The 18,867-nt window shown below is 60.4% G+C and carries 12 protein-coding genes; 5 read left to right on the top strand and 7 right to left on the bottom strand.

Annotation, left to right across the window (positions count from 1 at the left end):
- Window positions 1-19: 19 nt before the first annotated feature.
- A complete protein-coding gene (locus DWV57_RS05370) occupies window positions 20-1,591 on the bottom strand; it encodes an oligosaccharide flippase family protein (RefSeq protein WP_120020191.1) in 1,572 nt (523 codons plus the stop codon).
- A gap of 197 nt (window positions 1,592-1,788) precedes the next feature.
- Here DWV57_RS05370 and DWV57_RS05365 point away from each other — a divergent pair, with 197 nt between their 5' ends.
- The 5 genes from DWV57_RS05365 to DWV57_RS05345 all read left to right on the top strand — a co-directional run bounded on the left by DWV57_RS05365 (window position 1,789) and on the right by DWV57_RS05345 (window position 12,377).
- On the top strand, window positions 1,789-2,622 hold the full coding sequence (locus DWV57_RS05365) for an Mrp/NBP35 family ATP-binding protein (protein ID WP_044953699.1): 834 nt from the start codon (window positions 1,789-1,791) through the stop codon (window positions 2,620-2,622).
- A gap of 427 nt (window positions 2,623-3,049) precedes the next feature.
- Window positions 3,050-4,402 (top strand): NADP-specific glutamate dehydrogenase, encoded by a 1,353-nt coding sequence (gdhA, locus tag DWV57_RS05360; RefSeq protein ID WP_120020190.1) that lies wholly within the window; start codon window positions 3,050-3,052, stop codon window positions 4,400-4,402.
- A 114-nt stretch (window positions 4,403-4,516) separates the two neighbouring features.
- Entirely contained in the window at window positions 4,517-6,097 is a 1,581-nt protein-coding gene (gene hcp, locus DWV57_RS05355; protein WP_120020189.1) for a hydroxylamine reductase, read from the top strand.
- 252 nt (window positions 6,098-6,349) lie between these two features.
- Window positions 6,350-10,885: a glutamate synthase large subunit gene (gltB, locus tag DWV57_RS05350; protein ID WP_120020188.1), complete on the top strand. Its 4,536-nt coding sequence runs from the start codon at window positions 6,350-6,352 to the stop codon at window positions 10,883-10,885.
- 13 nt (window positions 10,886-10,898) lie between these two features.
- Window positions 10,899-12,377, top strand: a complete 1,479-nt coding sequence (locus tag DWV57_RS05345) for a glutamate synthase subunit beta (RefSeq protein ID WP_118528835.1) — start codon at window positions 10,899-10,901, stop codon at window positions 12,375-12,377.
- 76 nt (window positions 12,378-12,453) lie between these two features.
- On the opposite strand, the gene DWV57_RS05340 is transcribed toward DWV57_RS05345, so the two are convergent.
- The 6 genes from DWV57_RS05340 to thyX are packed head-to-tail and all read right to left on the bottom strand — an operon-like array spanning window position 12,454 to window position 18,867.
- Window positions 12,454-14,169 (bottom strand): PASTA domain-containing protein, encoded by a 1,716-nt coding sequence (locus tag DWV57_RS05340; protein WP_118528833.1) that lies wholly within the window; start codon window positions 14,167-14,169, stop codon window positions 12,454-12,456.
- Window positions 14,170-14,179: 10 nt separating this feature from the next.
- Window positions 14,180-15,403, bottom strand: coding sequence for a U32 family peptidase (locus tag DWV57_RS05335; protein ID WP_118528831.1), 1,224 nt, complete (start codon window positions 15,401-15,403; stop codon window positions 14,180-14,182).
- 14 nt (window positions 15,404-15,417) lie between these two features.
- Window positions 15,418-16,557 carry an endolytic transglycosylase MltG gene (mltG, locus tag DWV57_RS05330; protein ID WP_120020187.1) on the bottom strand — a complete coding sequence of 380 codons (1,140 nt, stop codon included), beginning with the start codon at window positions 16,555-16,557 and terminating at the stop codon, window positions 15,418-15,420.
- Between the two features lie 18 nt (window positions 16,558-16,575).
- Window positions 16,576-17,391 (bottom strand): hypothetical protein, encoded by an 816-nt coding sequence (locus DWV57_RS05325; RefSeq protein ID WP_097775434.1) that lies wholly within the window; start codon window positions 17,389-17,391, stop codon window positions 16,576-16,578.
- A 28-nt stretch (window positions 17,392-17,419) separates the two neighbouring features.
- Window positions 17,420-18,091, bottom strand: coding sequence for a deoxynucleoside kinase (locus tag DWV57_RS05320; RefSeq protein WP_120020186.1), 672 nt, complete (start codon window positions 18,089-18,091; stop codon window positions 17,420-17,422).
- Window positions 18,088-18,867, bottom strand: coding sequence for an FAD-dependent thymidylate synthase (thyX, locus tag DWV57_RS05315; RefSeq protein WP_097775432.1), 780 nt, complete (start codon window positions 18,865-18,867; stop codon window positions 18,088-18,090). Before thyX ends, DWV57_RS05320 begins: the two co-directional genes overlap by 4 nt.

The following is an 18,867-nucleotide window of genomic DNA, read 5'->3' as shown; positions in this document are numbered from 1 at the left end:
ATCCGCTGCCAAACTCCCTCTATTTTTTCGGTCTGCCGGGCCGGTGCGCAGCCCAGAGCGCGGCTGCTTCCTCTCCAAGGCCCAGCGGCCATGCCGCCAGCAGGAACACTCCTGTGGTAGCGCAGCCGCCTACGCCCAACGCGGCCAGCTGCAAAGGCAGCCGAGCCGCAAACCCATCCGCAAGCAGCTTCCGCAACGCCATGCCAGCCGCCGCGGCCAGCACAGCTGCCAGTGCCGGTGCACCCAGCCAGCGGCGGAATGCATGCTGCGTGCCGCTGGAAAACAGCAGATGCCCGGTGTTGGCCGCGCAGGTGTACAGGCTGGAAAGCAGGATCACTGCCAAAAAGCCCTTCATGCCAAAGCGCGGCAGCAGCGCCACCACCCCGCCAATGCGCAGGATGGAATCCCACACGCTGTAGCGGAAGGCCGCCTTCTGCTCTCCTACCCCTTTCATGGCACCGTCCACCATGCTTTCCAGATACATCAGCGGCATGGCAGGAGCCAGCGTTTCCAGATAAAACCCGGCATCCGCACTTTGGTACAAAAGCTGTGCCAGCGGCCGTCCCCACACCCAGAACAGCACCCCTGCCAGCGCGGAAAAATAGCCGGTGAGCCGCAACATCCGGTTCAAAAGTGCGTTGAGCCGTTCGGTTTGGCCCAGAATATGAGCCTGCGTGATCTCCGGCATCAGCAGCACCGAAAGACTGCCCAGCAGGCCAAATGGGAACGTAAGCAGCGGCAGAGCCATGCCTTTCAGTTCTCCGTACTGCTCCAGCGCGGCGGTGCGCCCGCCCGCGTTGATCAGATAGACCGCAAGGCAGGCGGGCACCAGCATATTCTCCGCCGTGTGCAGGGCGCTTGCCAGCACCCGCCCGCCCTCCACCGGCCACAGGATCTCCCACAGACGGCGGGCCGGGTCTGCCGGGCGGACGGCTTTTTGCCCCGCAAAGGCACTGCGGGCATCCCGCCGGTAAAAGGCCAGCATGCACAGCGCCGACACCGCTTCGCTGACGGCGGTAGCTCCCAACACCAGCATACAGCGCACGCCCACCGCAAGGCCCTCGGTACGGGTAAGCGCCAGTGCCACCAGCGCGATGCGCACCGTCTGCTCCGTAAGCTGGCTGAACACATTGGGGGCCACATGCCGCCGGGCGATGAAAAAACCGCGCAGCACCGCCGAGACCGCCATCCATGGCATTCCCAGCGCTGAAACGCGCAAAGCACCGACGGCGCGGACATCGCCAAGCCACAACCGGGCCGCAAGATCCGCTGTCGCCAGCTGCAGCGCGGCGGCAAACAGCCCCAGCACAAGTCCTGCCGCCAGCAGACGGCGCAGCATGCCACGGGCTGCACCATGGGCGGAAGCCGGGCCGCTGAGTTCCTCGGCCATGAGCCGGGTAGCCGCCACCGAAACGCCCGCCGTTGCCAGCGTGACGAACAGTGAATACACCGCCAGCACCAGCTGGTAAAGGCCCATCCCCTCGCCGCCCAGCTCGTTTGCCAGCCAGATGCGCAGGCCCATGCCGGCCAGCCGCAGCACCACGTCTGAACCGGTGAGCAGCGCCGCATTTTTCAAATAGCTCTGCCGCATGGCGCACCTCCTGCCGGAATGTTCCGGTTCCAGCATATGAAGCGGCGGAACAGGATATGCAAAAGCAGAGCGGCGCGGCGGGTTGTTTCCTGAGCGCTTTTATGGTATAGTAAAGGGGCGGCTTTTATATGGCCGTATTCTGTTTAAGGAGGAAGCACACGGCCAATGCCTCTGAGCCAGCCGTGCGCAAAAAGAGAATGAGCGAAGAATGTACCCATGACTGCTCCAGCTGTGGAGCAGCATGTTCTTCCCGCGATGCAGCGCCCAAGCATGACGCACCCAACCCCAACAGCAGCGTCAAAAAGGTCATCGGCGTTGTGTCCGGCAAGGGCGGCGTTGGCAAGAGCATGACCAGCGCTCTGCTGGCCTGCGCCATGGCACGCCGCGGCTACCACTGCGGCATTCTGGATGCCGACATCACCGGCCCTTCCATCCCGAAGCTGTTCGGCATCCATGGCCGCGCCATGGCCGACGACAAGGGCTGCTGGCCCATCCAGAGCCGCATGGGCATTGATGTTATGAGCATCAACCTGCTGGTGGAAAATGAGGAAGACCCCGTTGTGTGGCGCGGCCCGGTCATTGCCGGTGCTGTCAAGCAGTTCTGGACCGATGTGGTCTGGAAAGACGTGGACTTTCTGTTCGTGGACATGCCTCCGGGAACCGGTGATGTGCCCCTGACCGTGTTCCAGAGCCTGCCGGTGGACGGCATTGTTGTGGTGGCAAGCCCGCAGGAGCTGGTGAGCATGATCGTGGCCAAGGCCGTGAACATGGCTGAAATGATGAAGGTGCCCATGCTGGGCATCGTGGAGAACATGAGCTACATCGTCTGCCCCGACTGCGGCAAGCACATCAATGTGTTCGGCGAGAGCCATGTGGATGAGGTGGCTGCAAAGCACGGCCTTCCCGTGCTGGCAAAGTGCCCCATCGATCCCCAGCTGGCTGCGCTTTCCGATGCCGGTATGATCGAGACCTACGGCGGCGAATATCTGGAAGGTGCCGCAGATGCCTGCGAAAAGCTGCTGAAGAAGTAAAAAACGTTTTTCTGCCCTGTGCCGTTTGCGTGGTGCAGGGCTTTTTGGTTGCAGAAAATATGGCTTTCTGCGCCTGCGGAATGCAGCAAAATGGAGAAAAGACGTTCTTTTCCGTATTTCTTTTGTTCTGTCAGCGCTTTAAAAAACAAGGTTCTGTGCAGTTTTTTTCTTTTATTTTTCGTTTTGTGAAGCGGTCTCAACTTTTCATCTGTTTTTTTGAAGCATTTTCTACTTTCTCTCTATTGTCAAACCCACAGAAATGCTTTATAATAATAAAGCGGTCTGTAGCCATAAGCAGGCCGGTGTGTAAGAATGGAAATCCGGGATCGTCCCATAGCGTTTTAGCAGCGTGTCCGCTGTGCGGTGTGCCGGGCGGTTTCGTCTTTTTCAAATTTTATAGAGTAATTGGGAAAAGGAGTATTCTACTATGCTGACGAATGAATACCTGAAGCGCGTTTACGAAGGTCTGGAAAAGCGCAATGCCAACGAGCCTGAGTTCCTGCAGGCTGTGCGCGAGGTTCTGGAGAGCATCCAGCCCGTTGTTGAGAAGCACCCCGAGTACGAGAAGGCCGGCCTGATCGAGCGCATGGTCGAGCCGGAGCGCATCATCACCTTCCGTGTGCCTTGGGTAGACGATCAGGGCAAGGTTCAGGTGAACCGCGGCTACCGCGTACAGTTCAACAGCGCCATCGGCCCCTACAAGGGCGGCCTGCGCTTCCATCCCTCTGTCAATCAGGGCATCCTGAAGTTCCTCGGCTTTGAGCAGATCTTCAAGAACAGCCTGACCACCCTGCCCATGGGCGGCGGCAAGGGCGGCTCCGACTTTGATCCCCACGGCAAGAGCGACATGGAAGTGATGCGCTTCTGCCAGAGCTTCATGACCGAGCTGTACCGCCACATCGGCCAGTTTGTGGACTGCCCCGCCGGTGATATCGGTGTCGGCGGCCGTGAGGTCGGCTATATGTTCGGCCAGTACAAGCGCCTGACCAACAGCTTCCAGGGCGGCATGCTCACCGGCAAGGGCCTGACCTTCGGCGGTTCTCTGGCCCGTACCGAGGCTACCGGCTACGGCCTGTGCTACTTCACCGCTGAAGCTCTGAAGTGCATGCGCAACGACAGCTTTGAGGGCAAGACCGTGGTCATCTCCGGTTCCGGCAATGTTGCGATCTACGCCTGCGAGAAGGCTACCCAGCTGGGTGCCAAGGTCGTGACCATGTCCGACTCCAACGGCTATGTCTACGATCCCAACGGCATCGATCTGGCCTACGTCAAGGATCTGAAGGAAGTGCGCCGCGGCCGTATCAAGGAGTACGCCGAGACCCACGAGGGTGTAACCTATGTTGCAGATTGCAGCAAGGTCTGGACTGTCCCCTGCGACATTGCCCTGCCCTGCGCAACCCAGAACGAGATCAACAAGGAGTCCGCTGAGGCTCTGGTGAAGGGCGGCTGCACCGTCGTGTGCGAGGGCGCCAACATGCCCAGCACCCCGGAGGCCATTGAGGTCTACCTGTCCAACGGCATCCTGTACGGACCTGCAAAGGCTTCCAACGCAGGCGGCGTAGCCACCTCCGGTCTGGAGATGAGCCAGAACTCCGAGCGTCTGAGCTGGAGCTTTGAGGAAGTGGATGCCAAGCTGAAGGGCATCATGGAGGGCATCTTCCATGCTTCCTACGATGCATCTGTGGCTGCCGGTTCCGAGGGCAACCTGATGGTCGGTGCAAACTGCGCCGGCTTCCTGAAGGTTGCTACCGCCATGATGGCACAGGGCATCACCTACTAAGTCATACCGCATCGTCTAAGAGCCGCGCCCGCAGGGGTGCGGCTCTTTTTTTGGTATAACCCCGCCCCGCTCTGCCCACACTGGCAGTATCTTATGGCAGAAAGGGAGTTTTGTATGGACGAGCAGATGTTTTGTTTTCAGTGTGAGCAGGCGGCGGGCTGCACCGCCTGCACCGGCGCAGCGGGGGTGTGCGGCAAGTCGGCCGAGACAGCCGCCGCACAGGACCGGCTCACCGGGGCGCTCATCGCGTTTGCCGGGCAGCTCATCGCGGCGGGGCGCGGCCCGACCCCGGAACAGGCCCGGCTGCTGATGCAGGGGCTGTTCACCACCATTACCAACGTGAACTTTGACACCGCCGCCGTGGACGCACTGACCCGCCGGGTGCACGACGCCAGCCCCGGCACCGGCCCGGACTACGACATGCAGGCCCTCTGGCGGGAACCGGACGCCGACCGGCGCAGCCTGAAATGCTTTGTGCTGTTCAGCCTGCGGGGCATGGCTGCCTACAACTACCACGCCCGGGTGCTGGGCCGCATCGACCCGGAGCTGGACCGGTTCTTCTGTACCGCCCTGCAGGCCGTGGGCGACCCCGGCCAGACCACCGACGCCCTGTGGCAGCTGGTGCAGGCCACAGGAGAAGCCAGCTACCGCTGCATGGAGCTGCTGGACGCGGCCAACACCGGCGCGTTTGGCGATCCGGAACCGGTGCAGGTGCCCCTGACCATTGAAAAGGGGCCGTTCATCGTGATTTCCGGCCACGACCTCTACGACGCACAGCAGCTGCTGGAACAGACCGCAGGCCGGGGCGTCAACGTCTACACCCACTCGGAGATGCTGCCCGCCCACGGCTACCCGGAGCTGAAGCGCCGCTACCCCCACCTCAAGGGCAACTTTGGCACCGCATGGCAGAACCAGCAGCGGGAGTTCGAGGACATCCCCGCGCCCATCCTGTTCACTACCAACTGCATCATGCCCCTGCGCGCCAGCTACGCCGACCGGGTGTTCACCACCTCGGTGGTGGCTTACCCCGGCGTGCCCCACATCGACGAAGGGCGCGACTTTTCCCCGGTGATCGAAAAGGCGCTGGAGCTGGGCGGCTACGCGCAGGACACCCTGCTGCCCGGCCTGAACGGCGGCTCCACGGTGACCACCGGTTTTGCCCGCACCGCCGTGCTGCAGCACGCGGACGAGATCGTGCAGGCGGTGCGGGACGGTAAGCTGCGGCACTTCTTTCTGGTGGGCGGCTGCGACGGCACCCGGCCCAGCCGCCGCTACTACACCGAGTTTGCCCGCCTTACCCCGCCCGACACCATCCTGCTGACCCTGGCCTGCGGCAAGTTCCGCCTGAACGACCTGCCCCTTGGCACCGTGCCGGGCACCAGTCTGCCCCGCATCCTGGACGTGGGCCAGTGCAACGACGCCTACAGCGCCATCCGCATCGCATTGGCGCTGGCCGATGCCTTTGGCTGCGGCGTCAACGACCTGCCCCTCTCGCTGGTGCTGTGCTGGTTTGAGCAGAAGGCCGTGTGCATCCTCATCGCGCTGCTGGCGCTGGGCATCCGGAACATCCGGCTGGGGCCTACCCTGCCCCCGTTCCTCTCGCCGGGCGTTGTGGCTGCCCTGCAGCAAAAGTACGATTTAAAAGCCGTAACAACGCCGGAAAATGACCTACAGGCCATTCTGGGCAGACATTGAGCCTGCACTGTTCTCACTATAGCTACAACTGACCGCCATACGCGGCGTTTCGCACAAGAAGTGGTGTAAAGCAGTTGTCATATTTGGTGCAGCTGACACTTGAAGATTTTTCAGCGTTCAGTATAATAATAGTTACCGGAACAAAGGCGTTCCGCAAGGGTAAAGTATGCCCTTGCGGGGCGCTTTTTCTTTTTTGTCAAAATGCGGAGGGTGCCGCACCGGTGAGGATTTTAGATAAGGATGGGAAAGTCTATGGAAAACTTTACAGAGCAGAAAAACACCCTTGGTCTGTACGATCCACAGTTTGAGCACGATGCCTGCGGCATTGGCGCTGTGGTGGATATCAAGGGCCGCAAAAGCCACCAGACCGTGGACGATGCACTGGCCATTGTGGAACGGCTGGAGCACCGTGCCGGCAAGGATGCCGAGGGCAAGACCGGCGACGGTGTGGGCATTTTGCTGCAGATCAGCCACAAGTTCTTCTCCAAGGTTGCTGAAGAGCTGAACATCAACCTTGGCAACGAGCGCGAGTACGGTGTGGGCATGTTCTTCTTCCCCCAGAGCGAACACCTGCGTGCGCAAGCCATGAAGCTGTTCGAGGTGGTCACCCGCAAGGAAGGTCTCGAATTTCTGGCATGGCGCAAGGTTCCCGTGAACCCGGATGCCGTGGGCCAGAAAGCCCGCGACTGTATGCCTGCTATCTGGCAGTGCTTCATCAAAAAGCCCGCCAAGGTGAGCAAGGGCATCGATTTTGACCGCAAGCTGTACATTGTGCGCCGCGTGTTCGAGCAGGCCAGCAACGGCACTTATGTGCCCAGCCTGTCCAGCCGCACCATCGTGTACAAGGGCATGTTCCTTGTGCACGACCTGCGCCTGTTCTATACCGACCTGCAGGACGAGGATTATGAATCCGCTATCGGCATGGTGCACAGCCGCTTCTCCACCAACACCAACCCCAGCTGGATGCGCGCACACCCCAACCGCTTCATCCTGCATAACGGCGAGATCAACACCATCAAGGGCAACACGGATGCCATGCTGGCCCGTGAAGAGAGCATCTCCAGCTCCATCATGCAGGACGACATGAACAAGATCCTGCCCATCATCAACACTTCCGGCTCCGACTCCGCCATGCTGGATAACGCGCTGGAATTCATGGTGATGAACGGCATGGATCTGCCTCTGGCCGTGATGATCACCATTCCCGAGCCGTGGGAGAACAACAAAAACATCAGCCAGAAAAAGCGCGATTTCTACCAGTATTATGCCACCATGCTGGAGCCTTGGGATGGCCCCGCTGCCATCCTCTTCTCGGACGGCGACGTGATGGGCGCTGTGCTGGACCGCAACGGTCTGCGCCCCAGCCGCTATTACATCACCAAGGACGGCCGCATGATCCTGTCCTCCGAGGTAGGTGTGCTGGAATGCGAGCCGGATAATATTCTGGTCAAGGATCGTCTGCGCCCCGGCAAAATGCTGCTGGTGGACACCGTGAAGGGCGAAGTGGTGGACGACGAAAAGCTCAAGGAGTTCTACGCCAGCCGTGAGCCTTACGGCGAGTGGATCGACCGCAACCTTGTGGAGCTGGCCAGACTGAAAATTCCCAACGTGAAGGTGGAAAGCTACACCGGCGATCAGCTCACCCGCCTGCAAAAGGTGTTCGGCTACAAGTATGAGGATGTGAACACCATGATCCTCTCCATGGCACGGGCAGGCGCAGAGCCTTCCGGCGCTATGGGCACCGACACCCCGCTTGCTGTGCTGAGCAACCAGCATCCGCCGCTGTTCAATTACTTCAAGCAGCGTTTTGCGCAGGTCACCAACCCGCCCATCGATGCCATCCGCGAAAAGGTGGTCACTTCCACCAGCGTGTATATTGGCGCACACGGCAACCTTCTGGAGGACAAGCCCGAGAACTGCAAGGTGCTCAAGGTGCACAACCCCATCCTGACCAGCACCGACCTGCTCAAGATCAAATATATGAACGTGCCCGGCTTCAAGGTAGCCACGGTGTCCATCAACTACTATAAGAATACCAGTCTGGAAAAGGCCATCGACCGTGTATTTCTGGAGGTCGACCGCGCCTACAAGGATGGTGCAAACATCATCATCCTTTCTGACCGCGATGTGGATGAATACCACGTGACCATTCCCAGCCTGCTGGCTGTTTCCGCGGTTTCGCAGTACCTGATCCGCACCAAGAAGAGCACCGCACTGGCCCTGATCCTGGAAAGTGCAGAGCCGCGCGAGGTGCACCACTTTGCCACCCTGCTGGGCTACGGTGCCTGCGCCATCAACCCCTATCTGGCACATGAGACCATCGGCCAGCTCATCGACGAAGGCCTGCTGGACAAAGATTACTATGCAGCCGTGGAGGACTACGACAACGCCATCCTCAGCGGCATTGTGAAGATCGCCTCCAAGATGGGCATTTCCACCATCCAGAGCTACCAGAGCAGCCAGATCTTTGAGGCTGTGGGCATCTCCAAGGATGTCATCGACAAATACTTCACCGGCACGGTGAGCCGTGTGGGCGGCATTACCCTTTCGGACATTCAGGCCGATGTGGAAGCCCAGCACAACGCAGCCTTCGACCCGCTGGGTCTGGACATCAACATGGAGCTGGCCGACAGCGGCGCACACAAGTTCCGCAGCGGCAAGGAAGAACACCTGTTCAACCCCCAGACCATCCACCTGTTCCAGAAAGCCTGCTGGACGAACGACTACTCGGCTTTCAAGCAGTTCACCAGCACCGTGGACAATATGGGTGCTGACGGCGTGCATCTGCGCAGCCTGCTGGACTTCAACTATGCTCCTGACGGCGGCATCCCGCTGGAAGAGGTGGAGCCGGTAAGCTCCATCGTCAAGCGGTTCAAGGGCGCAGCCATGAGCTACGGTGCCCTGAGCAGCGAAGCCCATGAGACCATTGCCATCGCCCTGAACCGTCTGGGCGGCCGCAGCAACACCGGCGAGGGCGGCGAACCCGAAGAGCGCTACCACAGCGAGAGCAATTCCAAGATCAAGCAGGTGGCTTCCGCACGCTTTGGTGTAACGAGCAAATACCTCGTTTCTGCGGAAGAGATCCAGATCAAGCTGGCACAGGGCGCAAAGCCCGGTGAGGGCGGCAACCTGCCCGGTGCCAAGGTATATCCGTGGATCGCAAAGACCCGCCACAGCACCACCGGTGTGGGCCTGATCTCTCCCCCGCCGCACCACGATATCTACTCCATCGAGGACCTTGCAGAGCTGATCTACGACCTGAAGAACGCCAACCGCAGCGCCAACATCAATGTCAAGCTGGTCAGTGAGGCCGGCGTTGGCACCATTGCGGCCGGTGTTGCCAAGGGCGGCGCACAGGTCATTCTGGTGTCCGGCTACGACGGCGGCACCGGTGCAGCACCGCGTACTTCCATCAAGCACGCTGGCCTGCCGTGGGAGCTGGGCATCGCCGAGACCCATCAGACCCTGATCCTGAACGGCCTGCGCACCCGCGTGCGCATCGAGAGCGACTCCAAGCTGCTCTCCGGCCGCGATGTTGCCATCAGCTGTATGCTGGGCGCAGAGGAGTTCGGCTTCGGAACTACCCTGCTGATGGCCGAGGGCTGCGTGATGATGCGTGTGTGCAATCTGGATACCTGCCCCATGGGCATCTGCACCCAGAACCCGGAGCTGCGCAAGAACTTCAAGGGCAAGCCGGAATACATCATCAACTACCTCACCTTTGTGGCCGAGGAGCTGCGCGAGTACATGGCAAAGCTGGGCGTGCGCACCATCGATGAACTGGTGGGCCGCACCGACCTGCTCAAGGTCAAGCCTGCCGCACCCGGCAGCCGCGCTTCCAAGATGGATCTCGACTGCATCCTGCACAACCCTGCCATCGAGAACAGCAATGTTCACTTCGTGAAGGAGGACACCTACGACTTCCATCTGGAAAATACCCTCGATATGAAGGTGCTGATGAAGAAGTTCAAGCTCAGCAGCAAGAATGCCCAGAGCGTGACGCTGGATGTCTCCAACACCGACCGCGCCTTTGGTGCCATCTTTGGCAGCGAGATCACCCGCAAATACGGCAACAGCCTGCCGGATGATGTTTACACCGCCCACTGTGTGGGTGCAGGCGGCCAGAGCTTTGGTGCCTTCATCCCGGGCGGCCTGACGCTGGACCTTGTGGGCGACTGCAACGACTACATGGGCAAAGGCCTTTCCGGCGGCAAGATCGTCGTGCGCCCGCCCAAGGGCATCACGTTCAAGCCCGAGGAGAACATTATCACCGGCAACGTGGCCCTGTACGGTGCTACCAGCGGCAAGGCGTTCATTTCCGGCGTGGCCGGTGAGCGCTTCGCCGTGCGCAACAGCGGTGCCACCGCCGTTGTGGAGGGCGTTGGCGACCACGGCTGCGAGTACATGACCGGCGGCACGGTGGTGGTTCTGGGCCAGACCGGCAAGAACTTTGCAGCCGGTATGACCGGCGGTATCGCCTACGTGCTGGACGAGAACTGGGACTTCTACCAGCGCGTGAACAAGGAGACCGTCAGTCTGGAGCCTGTGGAGCACAAGTACGATGTTGCCACCCTGAAAGAGCTGATCCGCGAACATGTGGAGGCCACCGGCTCTCCCCGCGGCAAAGAGATCCTTGACAACTTCAGCGAATTCCTGCCCAAGTTCAAGAAAGTTCTGCCCTACGATTATGACCGTATGCTGCGTGTGATCGCATCCGTTGAGGAGCGCGGTCTGGACGGCGAGCAGGCGCAGATCGAAGCATTCTACACGGTGCAGAAGAAGAAGTAAGGAGGGCAGCGTCATGGGTAAGACAACTGGATTTATCGACTATACGCGCAAAACCAGCACGGATGTTCCGCCGCTGGAACGCATTGAAAACTTTAACGAATTTCATGTCTGGCTCTCCCGCGAGGAGCAGCAGACGCAGGCAGCACGCTGCATGGACTGCGGTGTTCCCTTCTGTCAGGCCGGCATGATGATCGGCGGCATGGCCTCCGGCTGCCCGCTGAATAACCTCATCCCGGAGTGGAACGACCTTGTTTATCATGGCAAGTGGGAGCTGGCCATGCATCGGCTGATGGCCACCAACCGTTTTCCGGAGTTCACCAGCCGGGTGTGCCCTGCCCTGTGTGAAGCGGCCTGCACCTGCGGCGATGTGACCGGCAGCAGCGTGACCGTGCGCGAGAACGAGCACGCCATTATCGAAACGGCTTACGCCAAGGGCTGGCTGCACGCCGCACCGCCGCCCTCCCGCACCGGCAAGAGCGTAGCTGTGGTGGGCAGCGGCCCCTCCGGCCTTTCGGTGGCTGAATACCTGAACAAGCGCGGCCACGCCGTGACTGTGTTCGAGCGTGCCGACCGCGTGGGCGGCCTGCTGATGTACGGCATTCCCAACATGAAGCTGGACAAATCCGTCATCGAGCGCCGCATCAAGATCATGCAGGCCGAGGGCGTGGAGTTCCGCACCAACATGGATGTGGGCGGGGCGGTTGCCGCCGAAGAGCTGCTGAACGGCTACGATGCCGTGGTGCTGTGCTGCGGTGCCAAGAAGGCCCGCGACCTGAATGTGCCCGGCCGCGATGCAAACGGCGTGCACTTTGCCGTGGACTACCTGACCAGCGTGACCAGAAGTCTGCTGGACAGCCAGTTCGCGGACGGCAAGGCCATCGATACCAAGGGCAAGAATGTTCTGGTGATCGGCGGCGGTGATACCGGCAACGACTGTCAGGGCACGGCCCTGCGGCAGGGCTGCACCGATCTGGTGGCACTGGAAATGATGCCGCAGCCGCCCAAGGAGCGTGCAGCCTCCAACCCGTGGCCGGAGTGGCCCCGTGTGCTGAAGGTGGACTACGGCCAGACCGAGTGCCTTGCAAAGTTTGGAAAGGACCCGCGCGTGTACCAGACCACCGTGAAGGAATTTTTGAAGGATGATGCAGGCAATCTGACCGGTGCTATCATCTCCTACCTGAAGCCGGAACGGAACCCCGAGACCGGCCGTACCAGCATGGTGCCCACCGGTGAAGAATTTACCTACAACTGCCAGCTGGCGTTCATCGCCGCAGGCTTTACCGGCTGCGAAAGCTACGTGGCCGATGCATTTGGTGTGGAGCTGACCGCCCGCGGCAACGTGGCAGACCACAGCTTCAAGACCAACGTGGAAAAGGTGTTCGTTTGCGGCGATATGCGCCGCGGTCAGAGCCTTGTGGTGTGGGGCCTGCGCGAAGGCCGCGACTGCGCCGCCGAGGTAGACCGCTACCTGATGGGCTACACCAACCTTTAACTAAGCCATTCTCTTTCCTATCCTAAACAAGCAGAAGCGGGGGCCTTTGCAAGGCTCCCGCTTCTGCTTTTGTTTTTTAGTCTGTATTGTGTTCCGGTTCCGTGGGGGTAGGATCTGTTGTTTCCGGAGGGGCCGGCTCTGTCGTGGTGGGTTCGGTAGCGGCGGGTTCCTCCGGTGTTACCGTGATCTGCACACTGGGGTCTGCCGCAATATACACGGTGATCACCGTGCCCACTTCCACCTTGGTGCCCGGCTCCTCGCTGGTACGCACCACGCAGCCGGATGCATAGGAGCCATCGTTCACCACCATAAAGCAGCTGGCCACAAGGCCCCGGGCTTCCAGTTCCTTTACCGCGCCATCCTGCGTAAAGCCGATGATATTGGGCATCTCGGCCATCTGCGGGCCTTTGCTCACCACCAGCCGTATGGTCTCCCCTGCCTTGAGCACAGTGTCCGCGCTCGGCTCCTGCTGGATGATCTGGCCCGCCGGGGCGGTATCGCTGTATTCCTCGGTGACGTAGAACAGATACATGCTGGTATATTCCCGGTTGTTCTGCACCTGCGTGTAGTCCATGCCAATAAAGTTCGGCACAAGGTTCTGCGGCACCATCACCTCGCTGCTGGCCGGTTCCGACTCCGCAGCCGACGCGGCAGGCTGGTGGATGTGCTGGCTCAGCACGCTCCACAGCGTGAGCAGAATGAGGATGGACAGCAGGATCACGATGCCCGCCAGCAGCGCTTTTAAGCTGAGCAGATGCTCCTTGCGTTCCGGCTCCGGCTGGGCTGTGCGCACCGGAGTCTCCGGCTTCATGGTGCGGGTCAGCTCGGCGGTGTATTCCTTGGAAGAAAGGGCCTGATACAGCTGCGGCACGGTCTGGATGCGCTCCATGGGCCGCAGGCGCAGGCCCAGCTGCAGCACCTGCGAGACGTACAGCGGCAGGCTGCCGTTCACCGATTTTGCGCGTGGGTTGGAGTCTGCCACCATGCGCTGCGCTGCAGGCACCGGGGCCTGCCCGCACACCATGCGGTAGAACACGGCCGCAAGGCTGTATTCATCGGTATAGCGGCCCTCGAACTCTGCGGTGGAATACTGCTCCGGGGCGGAATAGCCTTCGTACAGCTGTTCGCGCAGGCCGCTGCCCGCCGTGCGCAGGCCCACCGTGGCATAGCCTGCCAGACGGCAGCGGTCGTTTTCCATCACGCGGATGTTCTCCGGGCAGATACCGCGGTGCACCAGACCGATCTTGTGCATGGCGGCTACGCCTTCAAACACCGGCTGCAGCATGGTGCAGGCATCGTCCGGGCGGATGGTGCCGGGGTGGTTTTCCAGCCACTGATCCAGCGGGGTACCGCCCAGATTTTCCAGAATGGCGTAAACGCTGTTATTGGCTTCCACCACATCCAGCACGGCTTCCAGACCATTGGCCGGAGTGATGCGCTGGATGGAGCGGTACAGGTCCGCAAAATCCATGCGGGTGGTCTTGAACAGCACCTCACTGCCGGTCTTGGGCCGCAGGGTGCTTTCTGCCGTGCGCTCCGCCGTGAGGGTAATGGGCAGATATTCCTTGATGGTCACCCGGAAACGGCCCAGATTCTCTGCGCCGCGGTAGAGGATGCCCTCGCCGTCGATGCTCAGCATTTCCCCTACGGTGTAGCGCCCGGCCAGCACGGTGCCCACCGGCAGGGTGCCGCCGGGGTTGCGCCCGGCAAAGCTTTTGCCGCAGTGCGGGCAGCTTTGTGCTGCTCCGGGCAGCGGCTGCAGGCAGTATGGACACAGGCGTGTTGCTTCCATTGTGGTCTCCTTATACCGTTTTGCGCCGCAGCAGGCTCATGGGCGGCAGCTCCGGCGTGGGAATGGTGTATTTTTCCATGGCATGCGGGGTGCTCTCCACCCGCTTACCGGCTTCGTTCTCGATCCACTCAGGATTCAGCGGAATGCTGCGGCCATCCGGGCAGAGGGCTTCCAGAGTGTCGCCCAGGCTCCACTTGCCGCGCTGCTGGCAGGAGGCAACGCCGTTCTCCCAGCCGTCTACCGTGCCCACAAACTCCCACTCGCGGATGTAAGTAGCGCTGTCGGTGGCCTGTCTGGCCTGCTCGCGGCCAAAGTAGAAGCCCGGCGAGTAATGGCGGTGGCTGGTACGGGTAAGCTCCTCGTACACTTCAGCAGGCAGCTCAAAGTTGTCGTTGAGCGGGTCGGCCAGATAAGCGTCCAGCGCCCTGCGGTAGGCGGCGGTAACGCTTGCCACATAGTAGAAGGTCTTGGCACGGCCCTCGATTTTCAGGCTGTCCACACCTGCCTTGCAGATCAGGTCAAGGAACGGCGCGGTGCACATATCATTGGCGTTGAGGATGTAGCTGCCGTTCTCGTTCTCGCCGATCTCGTACAGTTGTCCCGGACGGGTCTCCTCGCTGAGATAGTATTTCCAGCGGCAGGGCTGGGCACACTGGCCGCGGTTCGCGTCGCGGCCCGCCATGTAGTTGGAAAGCAGGCATCGGCCCGAAACGCTCATGCACATAGCACCGTGCACAAAGGCTTCGATCTCCAGCTCCGGTGGTGTTTTATCGCGCAGGATCGCAATATCCTGCAGGGTCATCTCACGGGCCAGCACCACGCGCTTTGCGCCCATATTGTAGGCGGCACGGGCCGCAGCCCAGTTGGTGATGCCTGTCTGGGTGGACATGTGCACATCGATGTCCGGTGCAAAGGTCTTGCAGGCATCCAGCACACCAAGGTCTGCCACGATAAAGGCATCCACACCGGCCTTGGCTGCTTCCTTGATGGCCTCGGGCAGGCGGTCGGCTTCCTCGTTGGTGGGCAGGGTGTTCATGGTCAGGTAGACCTTGCGGCCGCGGGCGTGAGCGTAGATGACACCCTCGGCCAGCTGTTCCGGCGTAAAGTTGGCCGGAGCAGACCGCATTCCAAATTCAGGCAGGCCGCAGTAAACGGCATCGGCACCGTAGTTGATGGCATAGCGCAGGCGTTCCAGATCGCCTGCCGGGGCCAGCAGTTCCGGGATTTGCAGCATAGTTCAAATTCCTCTCATTTTTCCGTATTCACAGTTTTGTTCACTTGTGCTGCCTTCTGGCAGTTTGCGTTGTGTTCGCTCAGGGTGCGGGCATAATAATAGCTGCCCTTGAGGTCGGTCACAAAAAAATAGGCATCCTTGGCTTCCTCATTGGGCTGGGGGGCCAGCGCTGCCTTGATGGCCGCAATGCCGGGGTTCGAGATCGGCCCAGCAGGCAGACCCTTGCAGCTGTAGGTATCATACGCAGCCACGATATTTCCCGGGATATTATCCCAGCCGCCATAGTAGGGTGCCACCCAGTTCCAGAGGTAATTGTTGTCACTGTCGCTCTGGATATAGCTGGAGGTGTTGCTCTGCAGGCGCGGGTAGGGTGAATCCGCAGCCAGACGGTTGCGGAACACCTGTGCCACGTTTGAGTCCTGACTGTTGCCTGCTTCCTCCTGCACAAAGGATGCCAGTGTGATCAGCTGGGGCAGGGTCATATCCTGCTTTTTAAGTTCTGCATACATCGCATCGGTGATCTGTGCATCGAACTGGGCATAGAAGGTGGCTACATAGTTGTGCACGGTGTCATCCTTTAAAAATTCGTAGGTCTCCGGGAAGAGATAGCCCTCGCACTTCATAAAGCGGTCCGGCGCGTCGGCATCGTCCGGCACGTACTGCCAGAAGGTGTATTCGCTGAAATCGCCCTCGTTGGCTTCCTTCAGGAAATCCTCGGCGCTGCACAGCCCGGCGGCTTCCATCTTCTGGGCAATGGCAATGGCCGTGGTTCCCTCTGGGATGGTCACGCGCACCGTTTCGGCCTTAGCGTAAGTGGACAGGACCGCAATAATGGCATCGTAAGAGCAGGCGCTCTTCTGCAGGGTAAACTCGCCATACTGCAGCTTTGATGCCGCGCCCTTTTGCCCCACATACCAGCGGAACAGATAGGCCGAGCGGATCACACCCGCATCCTTGAGCTTTTGCGCAATGACGGAAACGCCGCTGCCCTGCGGGATGCTCACCGTTATCTCCGTGCCGGGTCTGCCATTGCCGCTGATCTCGTTGTGCGCAAACAGCAGCGCCCCGCCAACGGCCAGCGCCAGCAGTACCACCAGCACCAGCAGGATCTTCCCTACACCGCCTTTTTTGCGGGTGTTTTTTTCGTGTGCCATAAGCACCTTCCTTTTATCTTAGTTTTCCAGCATCAGGCGCATGTAGCTTTCGGCTACATCAAAGGGTTCGGCATCAAAGCGGATCATGCCGTAGTCCTGCCGGGTGCCCTCGCCGAGGAACAGCGGCTGGGATGCGCCCACGGTAATGACCGCCTTTTCCACGATGACTTCCTTTTCGCGGGCGGCTTCCATCAGTACTTCGGCGGCGCGGTCATTGTCGGCCTGCAGCTCCACAAAGTAAAGCGTATCCTCCTTGCGGAAATAAATACCATAGCCGTGGGCGCTGGAAACGATGGTGGCACCGGAGGAGTACAGATCTCCCAGCACCACGGCCATGCGCTCCGGGGTCAGCTGCACGGTATCGGGCCAGAAGCGCTCCCGCAGCTCACACAGCTTTTTGGCGGTGACGGAATCAAACTCCGCCTGACTCCACAGGTTGCGCTCCACCTCGCGCGGCAGGCAGCGCAGGGCGAAGGCCCATGCAAAGCCCTTATCCTGCAGCAGTGCGGCCTGCTCCGGGCTGGTGGGCACCGCCACCGTAAAGCCTGCGCCGCGCAGCTTCTGCTGGGCACACAGATAGTCCACAAGGCCCGCCAGGATCAGGCTGCCCTCGCCGCACAGACCGTACAGGTAGGTGCCGCTGCGGCCCTGCAGCGTGACCGGCACAGCCAGCGCCACCGCAGCGATCTCGTCATTTTCCTCGGCCACATAGACGTTCTGCTCGCCTGCAAACTGCTCAATGGCCTTTTTGGCAAATTCTTCTGATTCATTGCGCTGGCTCTGCCATAAAGCCAGCACTGCCGGTTTATCTTCCGGCTGCATCAAACGATACATCTGTCAGGATGCCCCCTCTTATCGAAAATTATGTCAGCTGCTTCAACACGATCTCCTGCACTTCGGCCTGAATGTCTTCGATGCTGCGCATGTTGTCCCCGCTGGTGCAATGCACGACGGCCCAGCCAAGGTGCACGGCACAATACTCGGCGGCGCAGCGGCTGCGGGCAAGATACTCGGTATCCTTCTCGTGCACATCCTTCCTGCTCTCGTCGCCGTGGTAACGCTGGGTCATAAGTTTCTGGCTCACGGCGGGGTCTACCTGTAAGTAGATCACCTCATCCGGCGCAGGCAGGCCCAGCAGATGGAATTCAAAATCAAACAGCCAGCCGAGAAAACTCTCCCACTGCTCCGGCGGAAGCTTGGAGCACTGGTGCACCGCGTTGGAGGTGGTGTAGCGGTCGGCAATGATGATGCCGCCATTCTCGTAAAAACTGCCCCAGTCCTTTTTGTAGCTGGCGTAGCGGTCCACCGCATAAAAGCTGGAGGCTGCATAGGCGTTTACATCGTCCGGGTGCTGGCCGAACTGCCCGGCCAGATACATTTTTACAAGGGCGCTGGAGTCGCTCTCATAATTCGGGAAGGTGATCTCCCGCACAGAAAAGCCCTGCCCCTTTAAATGTGCTGCCAGCAGCTTTGCCTGCGTGGCCTTGCCGCTGCCGTCCAGCCCTTCCAGTACGATCAGTTTTCCCTTGCTCATACGCCTGCAGCCTCCTTGATGGATGCATATTTTGCACGCACCTCGGCGGTTTTGCCGCAGCACATCCTGCCTTCCGGGCAGGGGCCGGATACACAGGCCGGGCCGGACTTTGCAAAGATATGCGGTGCCACCGGGTACACCAGCTCAAACATTTTTTCGGCCAGCTCCCGGATCTCCCACTGGGCGCGGCTGCAGCAGCGCAGGTGGAAAAAGTTCTGCAGGCTGCGGGCATTCATGGTGACCACCATCTTGGTCTCGCAGGCGTTGGGCAGTACAAAGCGGGCATCCTCGTTGGCCTGCTTGCTGGCCTTGGCGCGGGCCTGCTTTTCCGGCATTCCTTCAGCCATCAGGCGGGCGGTGTGGCCTTCTTCCAGCTTGTGGGCAAGGTCGAGGTAGCGCTTTGCGTCCTCTTCCATGCTGGCAAGGAAAGCTTCCTTTGCTTCCGGGATGGCTTCGATCTCGGGCGGTACCACATAGCGGAAATCGTCCAGCCGCACATAGCGCTGGCTCTGCACACTGAAGGATGCAATACGGTGGCGGGTGATCTGCGCCAGCAAAGTGCGGCTGACCCCCTCGATGCCAAAGGTGAAGCTGGCATGTTCAATGGGGCTGGCATGGCCCAGATCGCTGAGCATGGTCAGGAACTTCGCGGTCTTTTCCTCGGTCAGGCCGTCCAGCAGGTCGGTGATGTGCGCATCGGAATAGCAGAGCTTTGCCGCTGCAGCCACCACCTTTTCCGGTTCCGGGGTATGTGCGATCAAACGAACAGTCATCAT

This window comes from Faecalibacterium sp. AF10-46, assembly GCF_003604105.1.
Lineage (GTDB): Bacteria > Bacillota > Clostridia > Oscillospirales > Ruminococcaceae > Faecalibacterium > Faecalibacterium taiwanense.
This window is presented reverse-complemented; position numbering and strand designations above follow the sequence as displayed.